We start from the raw sequence: 19,690 nt of genomic DNA, 5'->3' as shown, positions 1-19,690 counted from the left end.
GTTCGGCAATTTTCGGAACACCGGAAAAGACCCCGCAAAGTTAAGTAATATTCCCGCTTACTCAAACGGTTTGGGAATTTGGAATCAGTACAGGCAACCGGGCGGTTTTTTTGCGGTCTTACCGTTTGTTGAACATCCGCAGTTTGATCTCCGTCAGTTTCCGTTTGGTATCGAGCGGAAATTCGCTTTTCAGAATCCAGTCATAAAACGACGGCTCTTTCTGGAGCACATCGACCACCAGTGTGCCCTTGTGCTTGCCAAAATTCACGACTTCTTTTCCGTCTTTATTATACACCATGTGGCCCCGCAAGTCGACGTTGTTGTTCATCATCAGCTTGTTGAGAATATCCACGTCGTTGCCAATGATGATTTCGTTCCCTTTGTCATCGTTGGTAACCGCACCGTCGTAGCGCACAAGCATCGATTCCAGGACTTCAAAAGTCGCCAGGGTATCGGCTTCGGCGCTGTGGGCATTGATCAGGTCTTTGCCACAATAAAACTTATAGGCGGCTTTGAGCGTGCGCGGTTCCATCAGGTGAAAAATCCGTTGCACGTCGATGAGTCGGCGGTTTTTGAGGTCAAAATCGACATTGGCCCGCAAAAATTCTTCCACCAGAAGGGGAATATCGAAGCGGTTGCAGTTATATCCCGACAAATCGCAGCCGTCCAGAAACTGAGCCATTGTTCGGGCAACTGCCTTAAACGTAGGTTCATCTTTTACGTCCTCATCGTAAATGCCGTGAATCAGACTGGTTTCAATCGGAATTGGAATGGTAGGGTTAATGCGCTGGGTTTTAACCACCACTTCACCGTTGGGAAGTGCCTTGGCAATACTGATTTCAACGATTCGGTCCTTCATCGGTTCAACGCCCGTTGTTTCCAGATCGAAGAAAGCCAGTGGTTTTTTAAGAATAAGCGTATGCGTCATAGCCGGGTACGTACGTGTGTACGGCTACAAAAATACGCAGGAGTATGGTCTCCGCCCTCCTGTGGTCACCGAATTAATTCAGTGACCACAGGAAGCCGTTCTAATTTTCCCAGCCAAACGAGCGTTCAACCGCTTTTTGCCAGCCGCGATAAAGCCGTTGCCGATCATCTTCGGACATGTCAGGTTCAAACGTCCGGTCGACTCCCCAGTTCTGCCGCAAATCATCAAAACCGCTCCAGTAGCCTACCGCCAAACCGGCGGCATAAGCCGCGCCCAGCGCCGTGGTTTCGGTCATTTTCGGACGAATAACCGGCACACCCAGCATATCGGACTGAAACTGCATCAACAACTCGTTGATGGTCATCCCGCCATCGACGCGTAACGAACTCAGTTCGATATCGGCATCTTTTTCCATCGCCTGAACGACATCCAGCGTCTGGTAGGCCGTGGCTTCCAAAACCGCCCTTGCCAAATGGCCTTTAGTCACAAACCGCGTCAACCCGGCGATAACACCCCGCGCGTCGGCTTTCCAATACGGCGCGTATAAACCGGAAAACGCCGGCACAAAATACGCCCCGCCGTTGTCGGCCACGGTTCGGGCCAGCGTATCGACTTCGGCACTAGTCGAAATCAGGCCGAGGTTATCCCGCAACCACTGCACCAGCGCACCAGCAATGGCCACGCTGCCTTCCAGCGCATAATGAACGGGCTGATCGCCAAACCGGTAGGCCACCGTTGTCAATAACCCGTAGGTCGAATGCCGCAGTTCGGTTCCGGTATTCATGAGGAGAAAACAACCGGTTCCGTAGGTATTTTTCGCCTGACCCGGTTCAAAACACGTTTGCCCGACCAAAGCTGCCTGCTGGTCGCCCAGAATACCGGCAATGGGAACACCCGGCAACACCTCCGAGGTGACGGTTCCATACACCTCACTGCTGGAGCGGATTTGCGGCAACATCGCCCGCGGAATAGCGAAGGCTTCCAGCAGTGCATCGTCCCACTCCAGCGTTTCCAGGTTCATCAACTGGGTCCGGCTGGCGTTGGTGACGTCGGTGATGTGCAGACCGTTGTAGGTTCCACCCGTCAGGTTCCAGATTAGGAAGGTATCCATATTGCCGAATAACGCCAGACCGCGTTCGGCATCTTCGCGAACGCCCGGCACATTGTCCAGTATCCATTTGATTTTCAAACCGCTAAAATAAGTCGCCAGGGGCAGTCCGGTGGTGGCCCGGAAACGATCCTGACCGCCTTCTTCGGCAAATTGCGCGACAAGGCCGCCGGTGCGGGTGTCCTGCCAGACGAGGGCGTTGTAATACGGTTTTCCGGTTTTCCGGTTCCAGACCACGGTCGTTTCGCGCTGGTTGGTGATGCCAACGGCGGCAATGTCGCCGGCCTGAAGCTGGGCATTGATCCGCGCCCGCGCGATGACTTCCTGCGTATTGCGCCAGATTTCTTCGGGATCGTGTTCAACCCAGCCGGGCTGGGGATAAATCTGCGAATGTTCTTTTTGTCCGATGGAAACAATCGTTCCCTGACGATCAAAAACAATGCAACGCGTGCTGGTGGTGCCCTGGTCGATGGCGGCTATGTAGGTGGGCATAAAGGGTTCGGATTCGGCTGATTTTTATGGAGTATCTTCTAAAAAGGCCGTAATATATGAATTTATCGCTATTGAATAGGACTTGGATAAATTCGACATGGCAAAGGAGCCAAAGCGGTTTATAATTCCAAACGTAAAGTGGACGCGACCAGAAGAGTAGTTATTTCAATTTTCTTATTCGGATCTTGTGGGTAGTAATTGTAGTAAAGCAACCAACAAATTCGTTGAACCGCTCAACCAATAGCTTTACCAAAGTAGCGGTTATCTCCTGTGTATCTTTAAAATGATAACGCAAAAAAATGACGCTTATATCGTTTACCTGGTGAGAAAATACCCACTCGCCAAAATCTTTGTCTTCCGTTAAAATAATTCGGGGCGGATTGCGGGATGATTCGATCACGGCTTCGTCCCGAATGCCACGATTGGATTCATAAATGGAATAAATTTCAATTCCTGCTGAACGCAAGGACGCAATAATAGAATGGTCGATATTTTCATCGGCGATAATCATGCAGCCGACAAATCAATCATTTCTTCATTTGCCATTAAATCAGAGGCATACATTAATGCGGCTAATACATCGGCTTCCTGCAAATGAGGGTACATTCTGACCAAATCAGAAATGATTGCCCCCTCTGACATTTTCCGCAAGATGATTTCCACGGTAATGCGCGTTCCCTTGATTACCGGTTTTCCCAGCATAATCTGATGATCAGCTACTATTCTTTCGCGATAATTCATGTGATCTTTATCATGTTAGAATTACCAAAATAAATATGCTTGTAATTCTGGCATTTTCAAAAATAACAAAAAGATAGGAGCTAAAATCAGTTCTGATCAATTCCGCGAAAAATACTGGACCAGCATGATCGTGACGGAGGTGAAGAGCGTACTGGCGACAATTTTGATCAAAGCCGGGAGAAAAAGAAGAATATTATTGGCTTCGATCAGGAAGAGCGTGAAGTGGTGAATAAACGTCAGGATCACGACGTAATAGAAGAAATTGAGCGATCCCATTTCGTGAATTGAAAAGACAATCCGTCCGTCAAAACCGCCCCGGGCGGCCTGAAACCGCACCACCATTGGCCTTACATACGCCATCAAAACCGTAGCGGCCGCGTGCATGCCAAGTGTGTTGTAAAACGTATCGACAATGATTCCGACCACAAAAGCGACCAACAATGTAGCCGACAGGCTCATTTCGGCGGGCAGCAACAGAATACAGGCCACGTACATAAAACAAAACGCGACGTCGAACAGCACCAGATTCCGTACAATCAGGATCTGTAAGGACAGATACAGCACAAACAGGAAAATGATGTTCAGGATTTCGCGTAACGTCATGGGCGAGTATCGGCTTTATTTTCGTTCCGGTTCGGTGGTTTTTTCCAGTTTTTCCTGCTCGCCCTGCAATTTATTCTCAACCACGTAAACGAAAGACAGGTTGTTGAAATCGGTTCCGACGGACAGCGTCACATCATGAAACGTCTGGTTGGGCATTTCGCCGACGCGAATGACGCGCCCCACCAGAATGCCAGACGGAAAGATCGAATTGTATTCCGACGTCACCACCGAATCGCCCCGGTACATTTTCGTATTGCGCGAAATATCCAGCATTTTCATGCGGGTCGGGTCAACACCGTCCCATTTCGCCGTACCGATCACGCCCGATTTGACCAGTTTCGACGAAATCATGTAATCCGAATGCAGAATGGAGGTAACAATCGAAATGTGTTCGGAACAAATCTTGACTTTGCCCACGACCCCGGTTGGCGAAATCACGCCCATACCCGGTTGAATCCCATCGGCGGTACCTTTGTCGAGCGTAATGTAATTATTGGGGTGTTGCGTCGTGTTATTGATCACGCGGGCGACCGTAAACCGGAACCGGGTGGCAAAGATGGAGTCGGTTTTATAGTTGGTCGGTGCCTGCGGTTTAAACTGCTGCAATTGCGTGACCAGCGCATTGAGTCGCCGGTTTTCTTCGGCCAGATCGGTGTTGACCTGCCGCAGCCGGGCGTATTCCTGCGCTTTATTCGACCAGGCCATAATTTTGGCCGCGTAATAATTCGAGGTATTAAAGAACCGAATGCTCCAGTAATTATTGCTATTTATAATGAAATAAAAGCTCAACACCTCGAGCAGAACAAACAAGATGAAGTTCCGGCTGCGGACGATGAACTGGAATAACTCGAACATACGGGAGTTAAAAGTTAAGAGTTAAGAGTTAAAAGTCCGTCAGGCAACTCTTAACTCTTAATTTTTAACTGATTAGGACGGATTTATACATATCGAGGTTTTTGATCACCTCGCCGGTGCCCTTCACGACGGCTTTCAGCGGATCGTCGGCGACGTGGATCGGCAGCTTGGTTTTGGCACCAATCCGTTTGTCAAGACCGTGCAGCAATGCCCCCCCACCCGTCAGGTGAATCCCGTTCGTGTAAATATCGGCCGAAAGTTCCGGGGGCGAAATTTCCAGCGCCTTCATCACGGCTTCTTCAATCTTCGAAATGGACTTATCGAGCGCGTAAGCAATCTCGCTATACGTTACCTTAATTTCTTTCGGAATACCGGTCATCAAATCCCGTCCCCGAATTTCGTAATCGGCGGGCGGGCTGTCGAGTTCGGGCAGGGCCGACCCCACTTCCATTTTAATCTGCTCCGCCGAGCGTTCACCGATCAGCAGGTTGTGTTCCCGGCGCATGTAATCGACGATGTCGCGCGTGAAGACGTCACCGGCAATCCGGATCGACTGCTCGCAGACAATACCGGAAAGGGCAATAACCGCAATTTCCGTCGTTCCGCCACCGATATCGACAATCATCGTGCCATTTGGCTGGGTAATATCGATCCCGATTCCAATGGCGGCCGCAATCGGTTCGTGAACCATGTAGACTTCTTTGGCCCCGGCGTGTTCGGCGGAGTCCTTAACGGCCCGCTTTTCCACTTCCGTAATCCCCGACGGAATGCAGATCACCATGCGGTGCGAAGGGGAAAACAGCCGGTTGCCCGTATCGATCATCTTAATCAACCCGCGAATCATCAGTTCGGCGGCCGTAAAATCGGCGATCACACCGTCTTTCAGCGGGCGGATTGTCTTGATATTTTCGTTCGTTTTTTCATGCATTTGCATCGCCTTGTGACCAATCGCCAGGACTTTTCCATTGATTTTGTCCATCGCGATGATCGAAGGCTCGTCCACCACAATCCGGTCTTTGTGAATAATCAGCGTATTGGCGGTACCGAGGTCAATCGCAATATCGCTGGAGAGAAAGTTAAATAGTGCCATTCGTTATTTTCGTGCAAGCACGGTGTAGCCCCTGTTTTTGGAGGTGCAAAAATATAGATAATTCGAGAGAACTATCGCTACATAATTGCATTTTTATTATTTTTTATACCTGATGGTTCATTAATAAAACGTCAAAAAGGCCGATCTCCAATGGAACAGGCCGGAATCTTAATCCACCGGGATTGATTCACGTAAAACTGTTACCTTTGCACTGTATGGGAATCCGATCAGTTTTGAGCAAGCCACTGGCGAAATTTGTCGTACAGCGGCAGCAGGAGTGGATGCACCGGCCGGGCGAAACGCAGCAACGGTGGTTCCGGAACCTCCTCGATGGTGCAAAAAATACCGCCTTTGGCCGCGATCACCGGTTCAAAGATATCAACTCATACCCCGAATTTCGGCAGGCCGTACCCATCCGCGATTACGAAGACCTCAAACCGTATATCGAGCGGATTCTGGCTGGGGAGTCGGATGTGTTGTGGAAGGGAAAACCGGTTTATTTTGCCAAAACCTCCGGCACCACGTCCGGCACGAAATACATTCCGATCACGAAAGAGTCGATCCCCAACCACATCAACTCGGCCCGCGATGCCCTGCTGAACTACATTCACGAAACCGGCAAGGCGGATTTTCTGGATAAGAAGCTGATTTTTCTGTCGGGCAGCCCGGAACTGGTCGTCAAAAACGGCATCAACATCGGGCGGCTTTCGGGCATTTCGAATCACCACGTTCCGGCCTATCTGCGCACCAACCAGTTGCCGTCGTATGAAACCAATACCATCGAAGATTGGGAAACCAAACTGGAAAAGATCATCGACGAAACGCTGACGCAGCCCATGTCGCTGATTTCGGGCATTCCGCCCTGGGTGCAAATGTATTTCGACCGGATTCAGGCGCGGACGGGGAAGAAAATCAAAGATGTATTCCCCGACTTTTCGCTGTTCGTCTACGGCGGTGTCAATTTTGAACCCTACCGGGCGAAATTGTACGAATCCATTGGCAAGAAAGTCGACAGCATCGAAACCTATCCGGCTTCGGAGGGCTTTATTGCCTATCAGGATACGCAGACGGAAGAAGGTTTGCTGATGATGCTCAACAGCGGTATTTTCTTCGAGTTCATTCCGGCAGAAGATTATTTTTCCAAAAACCCGCGTCGGCTGACCATCGAGCAGGTTGAGTTGAATAAAAACTACGCGGTGGTGATTCATAACAACGCCGGTTTGTGGGGCTATTCGCTGGGCGACACCGTCAAATTCGTCTCGAATGATCCGTATCGGCTGTTGGTCACCGGTCGCATCAAGCATTTTATCTCGGCCTTCGGCGAACACGTCATTGGCGAGGAAGTGGAAAAAGCGTTGCAATACGCCATGGAACAACATCCGGAAACGGAAGTCGTCGAGTTTACCGTTGCGCCGATGGTTTCGCCCGTTGAAGGATTGCCGTATCACGAGTGGTTTGTTGAATTTGCGACGCCCCCGAACGACCCGGATGCCTTCGTCCGCGACCTTGACCGCCGATTGACCGAACTGAATGTGTATTACAAAGACCTGATTTCGGGCAGCATCCTGCGCCCCCTGAAGCTGACGGTTTTGCCTCGCGACACGTTCCGCAATTACATGAAAGCGCAGGGCAAACTCGGCGGGCAGAACAAAGTGCCGCGCTTATCGAATGATCGGGTGATTGGGGAAGGGTTGTTAGAGATTGTGCAAACGGTTTAGATCATGGAAACGTATCCTATTACTGCTGACCGTTTAGGGCATATTCCTGATCATATTCAGTCTTTACTGGGTACGTTAAAAGCAAGATTGGAATCCTGGTATGAAAACCGGCTTGACCGAATTATTTTATACGGTTCCTATGCCCGTGGTGATTACCATGAAGATTCAGATATCGATCTTCTCATCATCCTGAAGGACAGAAAAATAGCCAAATTGAAAGAGATCAATGCTCTCGTGTCCTTAAAATATGACTTGATGATCGCCAACAACATCCTGTTATCAATTAAGGCAATTACAGAGAGTGATTATGTAAACAAGACGAACGCGATCTATTATTTTATTAAACGCGAAGGCATTGTTTTATGAAAGATGCCATCCGATTACGAATAAAGAAAGCTGAAGAAAATCTTGCGGCAACAAAATCAAATTTGGAAGACGAATTTTTCGGCGTCGCTGTTAATCGGGCCTATTATGCGATGTTTTGTGCAACGCAAGCGCTGCTTCTCATTAACGGTTTCCACGTAAAAACGCACAAAGGAATGCATGTGAAGTTTGGAGAACTTTATATCCAGTCGAATATATTTCCAAAAGAGATGGCGACTTTATTGACTGCCACTGAGGATCTGCGAATAGAGGCCGATTATGATTTTGACGATGCAATAACGCATGAAGAAGCCGCTATAGGCTTACAGAACGCAACTTTTTTTGTTGACAAAATTAAAGAGTATCTACGTTCACAAGATTTATTAGATGACTAACCCCAAACGCCGTATCGCCATTCTCGGCTCGACCGGCTCCATCGGCACGCAGGCCATCGACGTGATTCGGGCGCATCCGGAGGCATTCGAAGTTGAGGTGCTCGTGGCAAATTCCAATGCCGAACTGCTGATCGAACAGGCCGCGCTGGTGCGGCCCAATGTAGTAGTGATCTGCAACGAAGACCGGTATGATGCGGTTTTTTCAGCCCTCGATCCGCTGGGCATCAAAGTGTATGCCGGAGCCAAAGCCGTGTCGTCGGTGGTGCAAATGGAAAGCATCGACATGGTGCTGACCGCAATGGTCGGTTACGCCGGTTTGCTGCCGACCATCAAAGCCATCGAAGCCGGAAAACACATCGCCCTGGCCAATAAAGAAACGCTGGTGGTGGCGGGTGAACTGATTACCAAACTCGCGCAGGAAAAAGGTGTGAATATTCTGCCGGTCGATTCGGAGCATTCGGCGATTTTTCAGTGTCTGGCGGGCGAATTTCATAATCCGATTGAAAAGATTATCCTGACGGCATCGGGTGGGCCGTTTCTCGGCAAATCGCGGGATTTTCTGAAAACCGTCACCAAAGCCCAGGCTCTGAAACACCCGAACTGGACGATGGGTGCCAAAATTACGATCGACTCGGCTACGTTGATGAACAAAGGGCTGGAAGTGATCGAAGCCAAGTGGTTGTTCGGGCTGGAACCGTCGCAGATCGAGGTGGTGGTGCATCCGCAGAGCATCATTCATTCGATGGTGCAGTTTCAGGATGGCAGCATCAAGGCGCAGATGGGTTTGCCCGACATGCGCCTGCCGATTCAGTGTGCGCTGGCCTATCCCCACCGTCTGCCCTCCGATTTTCCGCGCTTCGACTTCGCAAAATACCCGTCGCTCACATTCGAACAGGCTGATCTTGAAACATTTCGTAACTTGCAACTCGCGTTCGATGCGCTCGGCCGGGGCGGCAACGTTCCCTGCATCGTCAATGCGGCCAATGAAGTGGCGGTAGCGGCTTTTTTGCACGACGAAATCGGCTTCCTGGAAATTTCGGATATCATCGAAGAAGGTATGCAGAAAGTGGCCTACGTCGCCCAGCCAACCTACGACGATTACGTCCGAACCGACGAAGAAACCCGGCGCATTGCCACCGCCCGAATTAAAAGTTTCGTTTAATTGTTTCCCGATAAACCACAATAAAATTCGGGGAGTAGTGGACGGTTTTCAATCGCTGTTCGTTAAAAGTAAAATCCGCCGTTAAAATGCTTTTGTTTAATCAGGCTTTGTGGGCGGTTTTCGGTCTGTAGTACGTGTATAAATTCATGAAACAGCAACGCAACAAATCATAATCAATTAAATAAGTCGCCGGGTCGCCGGCGCAATCAGTTTAAACGAATGGAACTAGCAAGAGTAGCGGAAATAGCAATCATGGCCGGACAGCTCATTTTGGGTCTGTCTATTTTGGTGGGGTTGCATGAGTTGGGACACTTATTAGCCGCAAAAGCCTTTGGCATGCGGGTGGAGCAATATTTTATCGGTTTTCCACCGAAAGTCTGGAGTATCAAACGGGGCGGAACCGAATACGGTCTGGGTGCGATTCCGCTGGGCGGTTTTGTCAAGATCTCCGGAATGATCGATGAGTCGCTTGATACAAAGTCGATGCAACACGAACCGCAACCCTGGGAATTCCGCTCAAAACCGGCCTGGCAGCGGTTAATCGTCATGTTGGGTGGTATCATCATCAACGTCATTACCGGTATTGTCATTTTTGTGGCGCTGACCTACCAGAACGGCGAAACCTACACCTCGGCCCGCGACGCGAAATACGGGATTGTGGCTTACGATCTGGCCAAAGGAATCGGCCTGAAAACCGGCGATAAGATTGTTAAAATCAACGGGAAGGAATTCGAGGATTTCAGCGACATCCGCAGCTCCGAGGTTTTTCTGGGCTCCGATAGCTATTATACCGTGGAACGGAAAGGTGCCGACGGAAAAGTGGAAGAAATTACCATTGATATCCCCAACGACTTTATCGATAAATTATCCGACAAGAAAAATGCCGGGATGTTTGTGGAAGCCATTCAGCCATTTCGGGTTGGCGAAATCGTTCCGGGAATGCCGGCCGAAAAGTCAGGATTACAAAAAGGCGACGTTATTACGGCCGTCAACGGAAAACCGACCCCGTTCTACCACGAATTTCAGGAGATCGTGAAGGCTAATGCCAACAAAGCGATTACGATGACGGTAAAACGCCCGAACAGTCCCCAGCTCATTACGCTCAACTCCGCGGTTACCGACAAAGGCCAGATCGGTTTTGGCGCGGAGTCGCTGCTGAAAAAAACACACATCGATTATACGTTTGGTCAGGCGCTGGGCAAAGGGACGGAGCAAGCCTTCAGTGTGGTGTACGACAACATCAAAGGATTCGGCAAAATTTTCCGGGGTGATGTTTCGGCTTCCAAAGCCCTGAGCGGCCCCATCGGTATTGCCCAGAATCTGTTCGGCGGTGTCTGGATGTGGGAGCGGTTTTGGTTCGTAACCGGTTTGCTGTCGATGGCGCTGGCGTTCATGAACGCCCTGCCGATTCCGGCACTCGACGGCGGTCACTCGACGCTGTTGCTTTACGAAATCGTGTCGGGACGCAAACCGTCGGACCGGTTTCTGGAAGGAGCGCAGCGGGTTGGTATGGTGATTCTGCTGGGATTGATGGCGTTTGCAATCTTCAATGATGTATTCAAAGCGGTTTTCTGAGTTTAAGAAGGAGTTATTTCGCGGAGATAAGCGGAGTAAATTAGAGCTAAGCAGAGTTTTAATTAATAAAAATAAACTCCGCTTAACTCTGTTAAACTCCGCTCAACCGCCGGGCGGCCCCGTCCGCGAAATAATTTTTTGCTTATTCTCACTCCTGTTCTTCACAGGTGCGCATCCGGTGCATACGAGCATTACGCAGATGCAGTACAATGCGGCTGAAAAGACATTTGAAGTGAGTCTTCGGGTATTTACGGATGATTTCGAAGAAGCCCTGACCAAAGAAAACAACAACCAACGGGTGCGGCTCAGCGATAAAGACGCCAATGGGCCGTTGGTGGAACGCTACCTCCGCAAGCATTTTGGCTTGACAAACCCCAGTCGGCAACGCAAACCGTTTCGGTATATTGGCAAGGAACAGGAAGTGGATGCGACCTGGATTTATATCGAAATACCATATGCGGAATCCGTTCAGGGCAGCACGTTGCAACAGTCGTTGCTGATGGAAGTATTTGACGATCAGATCAATTTAGTCAATGTGGCTTATCTGGCCGAAAAAAAAACCGTACTGTTCCGGAAAAACAGCCCGCAGCAGGTATTGAACTGGTAAGTAGCGGAGCCATTCGAGCATAGATTCTCAGTTCGTTTTGAGTTTCATCGCCTTTTTCGTTACTTGTATCGATACAGACAAATCCGCCTGTTTTTTAGTTTGGCATACCCCTTGTGCTATATACCAATCTTTCTTTTCAGTACATATCAAGCCTGTGTGATACACTAAGTCTGTCAGTTTGGCAGACATCTAACTATGAGTGTAACTAGTAAATACGATACTCAATTATGGTTGGCGGATTCGGATCTGGACAATCTTGAAATTGTTCCGCTGGGATCAGCCGATGATGCCGATGACGACTATATTGTACCCAACGACCTCTCTATTCTGCCCGTTCGAAATACCGTACTCTTTCCGGGAATGGTGATTCCGGTAACAGTCGGGCGACAGAAGTCGATTAAATTAGTAAAAAAGGCTTACAAAGGAAACCGCATCATTGGTGTGGTGGCCCAGTCGAACCAACAGAAAGACGAACCCACCGCCGACGACCTCTACCGCCTGGGAACGGTCGCGTACATCATCAAAATGATTACGCTGCCCGACGGAAATATCACGATCATTATTCAGGGGAAAAAGCGGTTTGAAATTGTCAACTTCCTTCAGGAAGAACCGTATCTGACGGCCAATGTCCGGCAGATCGACGATCATTTTCCGAATCCCAACCGCAAGGAATCGAAAGCGCTCATTCAATCCCTGAAAGAATCAGCGTATAAAATCCTGCGTTTAAATCCGGAAATTCCGCAGGAAGCCCGGATCGCGCTCGACAACATCGAAAGTCCCATGTTTTTGATGCACTTTCTGTCGTCGAACATCAACGCCGAAGTGGCGGATAAACAGAAATTGCTGGAAACCACCGAAGGTGCCCAACAGGCGACCCTGTTGCTGGAATACATGCTGCGCGAAATCCAGTTGCTGGAACTGAAACGCGAAATTCAGACCAAAGCCAGCTCGGATATCGATCAGCAGCAACGCGATTATTTCCTGCGTCAGCAGATCAAAGTATTGCAGGATGAACTGGGCATGGACAGCCCCGACCGCGACCTGGAAGAAATTCGGATGCGGGCGGCCCGCAAAAAATGGACGCCTTCCGTTCATGCTCATTTTGACAAGGAACTGAACAAACTCCAGCGGATCAACCCGATGGCACCCGAATATCCGGTGACGATGAATTACATCGAGTTGATGGTCGATTTGCCCTGGAATGAGTATTCGAAAGATAATTTTGACCTCCGCCGGGCGCAGAAAGTGCTGGATAGCGACCATTTCGGACTCGAGAAAGTAAAGGAACGGATGATTGAATACCTGGCCGTTCTGAAACTGAAAAACGACCGGGCCTATGATGGCATGAAAGCGCCGATTCTGTGTTTATACGGCCCTCCGGGTGTCGGAAAAACCTCGTTGGGTCGCTCGGTTGCCAAAGCATTGGGGCGGAAATACATCCGGATGGCATTGGGGGGTGTTCACGATGAAGCCGAAATCCGGGGACACCGGAAAACCTACATCGGCGCCATGCCGGGCAAAATCATTCAGAACATCAAAAAAGCGGATTCGTCGAACCCGGTTTTTATTCTGGACGAAATTGACAAGGTAAGTTCCGATTTTCGCGGAGATCCGTCGTCGGCGCTGCTCGAAGTGCTCGATCCGGAGCAGAATTCGACCTTTATCGACAACTACCTCGAAGTTGAATACGACCTGTCGAAGGTGCTGTTCATTGCGACTGCCAATTCACTCGACACGATTCACCCGGCCCTGCGCGACCGGATGGAAATCATCGAACTGACCGGTTATACGGTTGAGGAAAAAATCCAGATTGCCAAAAAATACCTGATTCCGAAGCAGCGGAAAGAACATGGTTTGAAACCGAAAGATTTGATGGTGGACGATAAGGCCATCCAACGGATCATCGAAAGCTACACCCGCGAGTCCGGCGTTCGGAATCTGGAGCAGAAAATTGGGGCTCTCGTTCGCAAAATTGCCAAGTCAATTGCCCTCGAAGAAGGCTATCCGAAAACCATTAAACCGGCGGATGTTCAGAAAATGCTGGGGGCCGAAATCTTCGACCGCGATCTGTATTCGGACGACGACATTGCCGGTATTGTGACCGGTTTAGCCTGGACGCAGGTAGGGGGCGAAATCCTGTTCATCGAATCGAGCCTGAGCCGTGGAAAAGGCAACCTGACGCTGTCGGGCCAGTTGGGCGATGTCATGAAGGAATCGGCGGTAACGGCCTTGTCGTACCTGAAAGCCCATTCCGACCAGATCGGGCTCGATTACAACGTTTTCAATCACTACGACTTACACGTTCACGTGCCGGCCGGGGCGGTTCCGAAAGACGGGCCGTCGGCGGGGATTACGATGCTAACGTCAATGGCGTCGATTTTCACCCAGCGAAAAGTGCGGCCCTTTCTGGCCATGACGGGCGAGATTACGTTGCGCGGCAAAGTATTGCCGGTCGGCGGGATCAAAGAGAAGATTCTGGCGGCCAACCGGGCGGGAGTTCGGGAAATTATGCTCTGCTCGAAAAACCGCAAGGACGTGGAAGAAATCAACCCGAATTACATCCAGGATCTGACCATTCACTACGTCGATACGGTCGATCAGGTGCTGGAAACGGCGCTTTTGCCGCAACAGGTTTCCAAACCAATGAAGTTTATTCTTCCGAAAGAAAAAGAGAAAGATCCCGATCCCGTTCCAGCCTCAGTGACGGTTTTGTGATCATGAGTAAAAAAAGAAGGCCACCAATTTGGTGGCCTTCTAACATTATAACCTAACTAATTGATTACCAGTTAATCGACATCCCAGAACAGCTTGGTGCTGAAGGCATCGATTGTTCCCTGGGCGGTTACATTGGCTCCGTTTGAACCCGATTCGGTATTCGGGTAATAAAACCGCACCGGACGTTTGGCATCCGCAACCTGAACACTTTGCGGCAGAACCGGCAGGTTCGTACGGCGGTATTCCGTCCAGGCTTCCAAACCGCTGAAGTTGGTCAGGGCAATCCATTTCTGAATAGCAATGGCCGTCAGTTTGTTCGACGAGGCATCGAAATCGTAGTTTTCGATTTTACTACCTTTAAATGCTTCGGCACCGGCGACATTGGCCCCCAACACGCGAAACGATTGTACGATACCGGCTTCAAAGTAGGCTTTTGCCGTCAGCGGCAGGGTTACATCCGAATACCGTTGTTTGGCTTCGGCCAGCAGAAACTGAACTTCCGACGCGGTCATCAGAATCGCCGGACGGTTGTATTCGCCTTTTACAATCAGACTGGGTCCCAGCGAGGTCGTGTTGGCGGGCAGGTAACCCGAGCTAACCCCAAACGGCGTTCCCGTATAGTTAGCCGACACTTCTTTCAGAATACTGGTTCCCGGTACCGAACCGTTTTCGCCACTGTTGGCGTAGGCAATCCGCTTCATCCGGAGCGTATCACCGGCGGCTTTCAGGCTATTGATTAAAAACTGCGTCGGACGCGGGAAGTTGTTCAGTGCACGTTTGGCGCCGTTGGCATCATACCCCCAGCGGTCGTAAACACCATTTAGTTTTCCGGCGGTTGCCAGGAAGAAAGAAGGCCCACCCACTCCGACATCTTCGCCCGTGATGAAACCGGAGCCTTCGGTCACGATCTTGTTGATTTCCGTCTTGATGTAGGTCTCTTTTCCGGCTACTTTCGACTGGCGAATCAGAATTTTCATCTTCAGTGAGTTGGCAAACTGCGCCCATTTCGTAACACTGCCTTTAAAGACGATATCGGACCCCGTAAAGGCGCTGGCAAACGGATTGGCCTTCAAATCGGCAATGGCTTCATCCAGCAGCGTAATCAGTGATTCGTAAACCGCCTTCTGATCATCAAATTTCGGAGCCAGCACTTCGCCACCTTTCAAGGCATCCGTATACGGAATGTTGCCGTACATATCCACCAGCTGCTGATACAACATGGCTTTCATCACTTTGGCCGGGCCTTTCAGGTACTTCTGGTTGTTGGCATCGGCGTTGTTGATGACAAACTGGTAATCCTGTAGGTTGTCGTAGTAGGCATCCCAGTAGGTGAAATCACCGTTGGTGAAGTTGTAGGCAAAAATGGTCGTGTTAATAATATACCCATTTCCCTGCGACCACTGGCCTGCCCAGTAATAACCAAGTTCGTTGGGCTGCGTGCCGGTTGCACTATTCCCGATCAGGTTCGTTGCCGTGGTATTCAGGGCATTCGTGAATACAAAACTCGGCGATGCCGTCGGCAAAACGTTCGGATTGGTATTGATGTCCAGAAAGGATTCTTTACAGGAACTACCAATGAGCGCCACAAAGGCAATTATGAAAAACGATTTTAATTTCATGTCAAAACGATTTCAGTGATTACTAAAATGTAAGGTTGATGTTCACACCGTACTGACGCACTGGCGGAGTTTGGCCGGTCGTGTTGATACCCACACTGTTGGCCGTGGTCATACCGGGAATGGCCGTTGCACCCGGAGCCTGGTTGCCGACGTTGCTGAATTCGGGGTCCGTGTAATAATTCAGTTTATCCACGATCGTGAACACATTCCGTCCGTAGATGGAAATGCTGGCGCCGGACAGGAATTTCGTTTTTGTCATCAGCTCCTGCGGTAAGCGGTACGACAGGTTGATGTCCCGGAGTTTGATGAACCAGGCCGGTGCCACGAAGTTTTCGGAGATCAGGCGGTAGTTGTCAACCCACAAACCATATTCGGCTTCCCGTACATTAACCGTGGTATTGTTCACCACGGTTTTACCGTCCGTATCCAGGTAGGCTGAGTTCGGGAAGACGTGCGGAGTGCGGTCTTCGGTCCATTTACCCGTTCCGGTGAAGGTCATCTGACGGCCCAGATCGCTGAACATCACGTTGCCACCCCGGTATTCGAAGTTAAACGTAAAGCCAAAGTTGCCGTATTCCATTTTCGAGCCCAGACCGGCAATGTGCCGTGGCAATACACCACCCCGGGTCGACAGAGCCGCGTTCCGCAGCGGATAACCCGTCGTTGAATTCACCAGCACGCGGCCAGAACCGTCCGGAGCGTACTGATACCCATCGGTTTTCAGCATCGGGAAACGCGAACCCTTAATGACGTTGGTATTGGCATAGGCAAACGTGTTGTTGAGCTGGAATTCATCGACGCCCGGATAAAGGTCATTCACTTTGTTATCATTGAAGGAATAGCGAACGCTGGCATCCCAGGAGAACTTACCCCCTCTGGCAATCAAATACTTCAGTTCGGCTTCATAACCCCAGTTTTTGGTCTCGCCGACGTTGATCAGCAGGTTATTAAAACCGGTCGAATTCGGAACCTTCACCGTAATTACCTGACCTTTCGATCGTTGCGAATACGCCGATACATCGATATTGACCCGGTTGTTGAACAACTGGAATTCGCCCCCGATTTCGGTCGAATAAACAATTTCCGGTTTCAGGTTGGCATCAGGCAAGACGTTACCGACCGACAGACCGACCGTGTTGCCGTAGGGGAAGTTCGCACCGTTGGTATAGGCCAGATCCAGGCCGTACAATGGAATGTTGTCGTTGGCATTTTTATTGGCGTTCAACCGGATTTTGGCGTAGTTCAGGATGTTGTTCTTCAGCGACGGAAACGCGTCGGTCGGAATGAACGAGAGTGCGGCACCGTAATACGGATACGACCAGGTGTTGGCCGGACGATCGGGTTTGTAGAACCGGGAGGTTGCATCGAACCGGAACGTACCGTTCAGAATCAGCCAGTTCTTGTAATTCGTGGTCAAGTCAGCGTAGTAACCAAACCGGCGTTCCTGCGAACTGATCTCACCACCCGTCAATTCGCCCTGGCGGTTGGCTACGTTGTAGACATCCGGCACCACGATGGAGCTGGATCCTACGGCAATGGCTTTGGTCGTTTTCTGGTAAACGCTGTTTCCCAAAATCAACTTGTTTGAAAGCGGGCCAAAGTCCTTCGTCAATTGAATCAGGAATTCGTTGTTGATGACGTTTTCCGTACCTGAGTAATCCAGCACTGAACCAAGCTGGTCGGTAATGGCCCGGTAGATTCCCGTTCCGTCACCGTCGCGGAAAAAGGGCGCCGGAATAAAGGATTTGGTTTTGGCCCAGTCGGAATACAGGAACTTACCGACGGTGTTTTTACCCGTCCGTGAGTTGTTCATCACCCCCAAACGCTCGGTAAACATCAACCAGGGCGTGGCCTTGAAGTTCAGGCTCAGGTTTCCGTTCAGGTTGGAATCCTTGTATTTCATCCGGCCATTATCGGCATTGAAATACGGGTTGTTATAATAGTCATTGTAAAAACCGTTCGGATTGGCAAACTGATTGGTCTGCCAGTCGCGCAGGTCACTCAGGGGCAGGTTGGCCGGTTGGTTGAGCACGTCGTTGTAGAAATCCGACGAGGTCCGGTCATACGACGCCTGCGTGTAGGCTGCATTGAAACCCGCCGTCAGTTTGCCGTATTCTTTCGTTGCCGACAGCCGGGCCCCCGTCCGGTTGCTTTTGTCATGCGGTACAATTCCGTGAATGCTCTGGTTTTCGAGCGACATGTAGAACGAACTCGTTTCGTCACCACCCGAGAAATTCACCTGGTTGTTCATTGAAATACCGGTATCGAATGCTTTGCGACGCGCGTTTGGAATGGCCGAGTAGGGCAGCATATACTGGCCGCCACTTTCCGTGGTCCGGCCCTGCATCCGGATCGAACCATCGAAGCGATCGCCGTACTGCTGGTTTTCGTACGAGCGCCAGTTGTCTTTCATCCGCTCCAGGTAGTCGGTTTTGTAACCTGCTCCGCCAAAGGAGGTTGCGTAGTGTGATCCGGACCCAAACTGATCCTGGAGTTGGGGCAGGAAGCTGATTTGCTCAAAGTTCGTACTGTTCGAATACGAGACTTTCAGTTTTCCTTTCGCGCCTTTTTTGGTCGTAATAATCAACGCGCCGTTGATTCCGGCCGATCCGTACAGCGTAGCCGCCTGGCCACCTTTCAGAATCGAGATGCTTTCGATGTCATTCGGGTTGATGATCGCCAAAACCGTTGAAGTCGTTTGCATACCGTCCAAAACAACCAGGGCTTCGTTGTTCCCGGTCAAGGAACGATACCCGCGCAATACCACTTTTACTGCCGGGTCAACGCTGTTGTTGACGTTGTAAACTGCTAAGCCCGTTACTTTTCCGGAGAGAGCCTGCGCCAATTGTGGCGAACGACCCACGGTAACGTCTTCGGTGGATACTTTTGAATACGCGTACCCAATTTCCCGCTGGTTTTTCCGGATACCCTGGGCGGTTACCACAATTTCCTGTAGTTGTGAAGCGTCTGATTTCATGACAACGTCCAGCTTGGTCTGCGTGTTGACCGTAACGCTCTGGGTCACAAAACCAATAAAACTGAATTGCAAAACCGTGCCTTTGCTGACACTAATCTGGTATGTCCCCTGATCGCTGGAGGTGGTTCCGCGGGTACTTCCTTTGATAACAACGTTTACGCCCGGAAGAGGACTGCCGTCTTCCGAGGCCGTAATTCGGCCGGATACTGTAATGTCCTGCGCCAATAGGGGTAAACAGAACACCATCGACAGTAGCCAGCTACTGAGTAGACATCTTTTCATAATTCAATTGTATTTAGTTTGGTTAATTCAAGAATAAGGTGGTAACTTTTTTCATAGCGCGTTTATCCACCGCGTTTGCCGCCGTACAAATACGCATACGGGGACACAAACCCGGGAGAAGGTTGTCTCACGACTTGTTGACAATGGTCAGCCAAAAATCAGACTGCTGGTTTCCTAAACAGGTAATGCCAGACTTACCCGATCCAGGGAAAGTCGAACTGTTTACAAAAACCGTCAGGGAGTTGAGAATCGGTCGTTCCGGGGATGAAGGTTGCCCGAATAGATCTCAATTGGGGGGGAGAGTCGGCCACTGTACCGGAAAGGTACAGTGAGTTAATCAGTAAATTTTCTTTCATGTTTTAGCCTAGGTTAATGAATAATACCCAAAGTAACGAAATATAATATTACATAGTTGATAGTTCATAATATTTTATTCTATCATATTTGGTTTTATACTAGA

The 19,690-nt window shown here is 50.0% G+C and carries 16 protein-coding genes; 7 read left to right on the top strand and 9 right to left on the bottom strand.

Features of this window, described 5'->3' with window-relative positions; genetic code table 11:
* Window positions 1-118: 118 nt before the first annotated feature.
* The 7 genes from EHT25_RS27245 to EHT25_RS27215 form a co-directional block, all read right to left on the bottom strand.
* On the bottom strand, window positions 119-928 hold the full coding sequence (locus tag EHT25_RS27245; protein WP_124878530.1) for a 3'-5' exonuclease: 810 nt from the start codon (window positions 926-928) through the stop codon (window positions 119-121).
* A gap of 100 nt (window positions 929-1,028) precedes the next feature.
* The gene (glpK, locus tag EHT25_RS27240) at window positions 1,029-2,528 is read right to left on the bottom strand and encodes a glycerol kinase GlpK (protein WP_124878529.1); all 1,500 of its coding nucleotides are present in this window, start codon (window positions 2,526-2,528) and stop codon (window positions 1,029-1,031) included.
* Between the two features lie 160 nt (window positions 2,529-2,688).
* On the bottom strand, window positions 2,689-3,039 hold the full coding sequence (locus EHT25_RS27235) for a DUF5615 family PIN-like protein (protein WP_124878528.1): 351 nt from the start codon (window positions 3,037-3,039) through the stop codon (window positions 2,689-2,691).
* On the bottom strand, window positions 3,036-3,269 hold the full coding sequence (locus EHT25_RS27230; RefSeq protein ID WP_124878527.1) for a DUF433 domain-containing protein: 234 nt from the start codon (window positions 3,267-3,269) through the stop codon (window positions 3,036-3,038). The genes EHT25_RS27235 and EHT25_RS27230 overlap by 4 nt, the downstream gene beginning before the upstream one ends.
* A gap of 96 nt (window positions 3,270-3,365) precedes the next feature.
* On the bottom strand, window positions 3,366-3,872 hold the full coding sequence (locus EHT25_RS27225) for a hypothetical protein (RefSeq protein WP_124878526.1): 507 nt from the start codon (window positions 3,870-3,872) through the stop codon (window positions 3,366-3,368).
* 15 nt (window positions 3,873-3,887) lie between these two features.
* On the bottom strand, window positions 3,888-4,727 hold the full coding sequence (gene mreC, locus EHT25_RS27220; protein ID WP_124878525.1) for a rod shape-determining protein MreC: 840 nt from the start codon (window positions 4,725-4,727) through the stop codon (window positions 3,888-3,890).
* Window positions 4,728-4,791: 64 nt separating this feature from the next.
* Window positions 4,792-5,817: a rod shape-determining protein gene (locus tag EHT25_RS27215; RefSeq protein ID WP_038120003.1), complete on the bottom strand. Its 1,026-nt coding sequence runs from the start codon at window positions 5,815-5,817 to the stop codon at window positions 4,792-4,794.
* 215 nt (window positions 5,818-6,032) lie between these two features.
* On the opposite strand from EHT25_RS27215, the gene EHT25_RS27210 reads away from it, so the two are divergent.
* The 7 genes from EHT25_RS27210 (at window position 6,033) to lon (ending at window position 14,352) form a co-directional block, all read left to right on the top strand.
* Window positions 6,033-7,535 carry a GH3 auxin-responsive promoter family protein gene (locus tag EHT25_RS27210; RefSeq protein ID WP_124878524.1) on the top strand — a complete coding sequence of 501 codons (1,503 nt, stop codon included), beginning with the start codon at window positions 6,033-6,035 and terminating at the stop codon, window positions 7,533-7,535.
* Window positions 7,536-7,538: 3 nt separating this feature from the next.
* Entirely contained in the window at window positions 7,539-7,901 is a 363-nt protein-coding gene (locus tag EHT25_RS27205) for a nucleotidyltransferase domain-containing protein (protein ID WP_124878523.1), read from the top strand.
* Complete coding sequence (locus EHT25_RS27200) at window positions 7,898-8,293, top strand: HEPN domain-containing protein (RefSeq protein ID WP_124878522.1); 396 nt, start codon at window positions 7,898-7,900, stop codon at window positions 8,291-8,293. Before EHT25_RS27205 ends, EHT25_RS27200 begins: the two co-directional genes overlap by 4 nt.
* A complete protein-coding gene (locus EHT25_RS27195) occupies window positions 8,286-9,455 on the top strand; it encodes a 1-deoxy-D-xylulose-5-phosphate reductoisomerase (protein ID WP_124878521.1) in 1,170 nt (389 codons plus the stop codon). Before EHT25_RS27200 ends, EHT25_RS27195 begins: the two co-directional genes overlap by 8 nt.
* 219 nt (window positions 9,456-9,674) lie before the next feature.
* Entirely contained in the window at window positions 9,675-11,030 is a 1,356-nt protein-coding gene (rseP, locus tag EHT25_RS27190; protein WP_229311812.1) for an RIP metalloprotease RseP, read from the top strand.
* Entirely contained in the window at window positions 11,005-11,637 is a 633-nt protein-coding gene (locus EHT25_RS27185) for a DUF6702 family protein (RefSeq protein WP_310588782.1), read from the top strand. The genes rseP and EHT25_RS27185 overlap by 26 nt, the downstream gene beginning before the upstream one ends.
* 195 nt (window positions 11,638-11,832) lie before the next feature.
* Window positions 11,833-14,352 (top strand): endopeptidase La, encoded by a 2,520-nt coding sequence (lon, locus tag EHT25_RS27180; protein WP_124878519.1) that lies wholly within the window; start codon window positions 11,833-11,835, stop codon window positions 14,350-14,352.
* A 71-nt stretch (window positions 14,353-14,423) separates the two neighbouring features.
* On the opposite strand, the gene EHT25_RS27175 is transcribed toward lon, so the two are convergent.
* The gene (locus EHT25_RS27175) at window positions 14,424-15,971 is read right to left on the bottom strand and encodes a SusD/RagB family nutrient-binding outer membrane lipoprotein (RefSeq protein WP_124878518.1); all 1,548 of its coding nucleotides are present in this window, start codon (window positions 15,969-15,971) and stop codon (window positions 14,424-14,426) included.
* Between the two features lie 22 nt (window positions 15,972-15,993).
* Window positions 15,994-19,230 carry a SusC/RagA family TonB-linked outer membrane protein gene (locus EHT25_RS27170; RefSeq protein ID WP_124878517.1) on the bottom strand — a complete coding sequence of 1,079 codons (3,237 nt, stop codon included), beginning with the start codon at window positions 19,228-19,230 and terminating at the stop codon, window positions 15,994-15,996.
* Window positions 19,231-19,690 lie beyond the last annotated feature (460 nt).

Origin of the sequence: Larkinella rosea, from assembly GCF_003858635.1 — a bacterium.
GTDB classification, from domain to species: Bacteria; Bacteroidota; Bacteroidia; order Cytophagales; family Spirosomataceae; genus Larkinella; species Larkinella rosea.
Note: the sequence above shows the minus strand (reverse complement) of the source record. Positions and strands in the feature narration are given on the sequence as shown.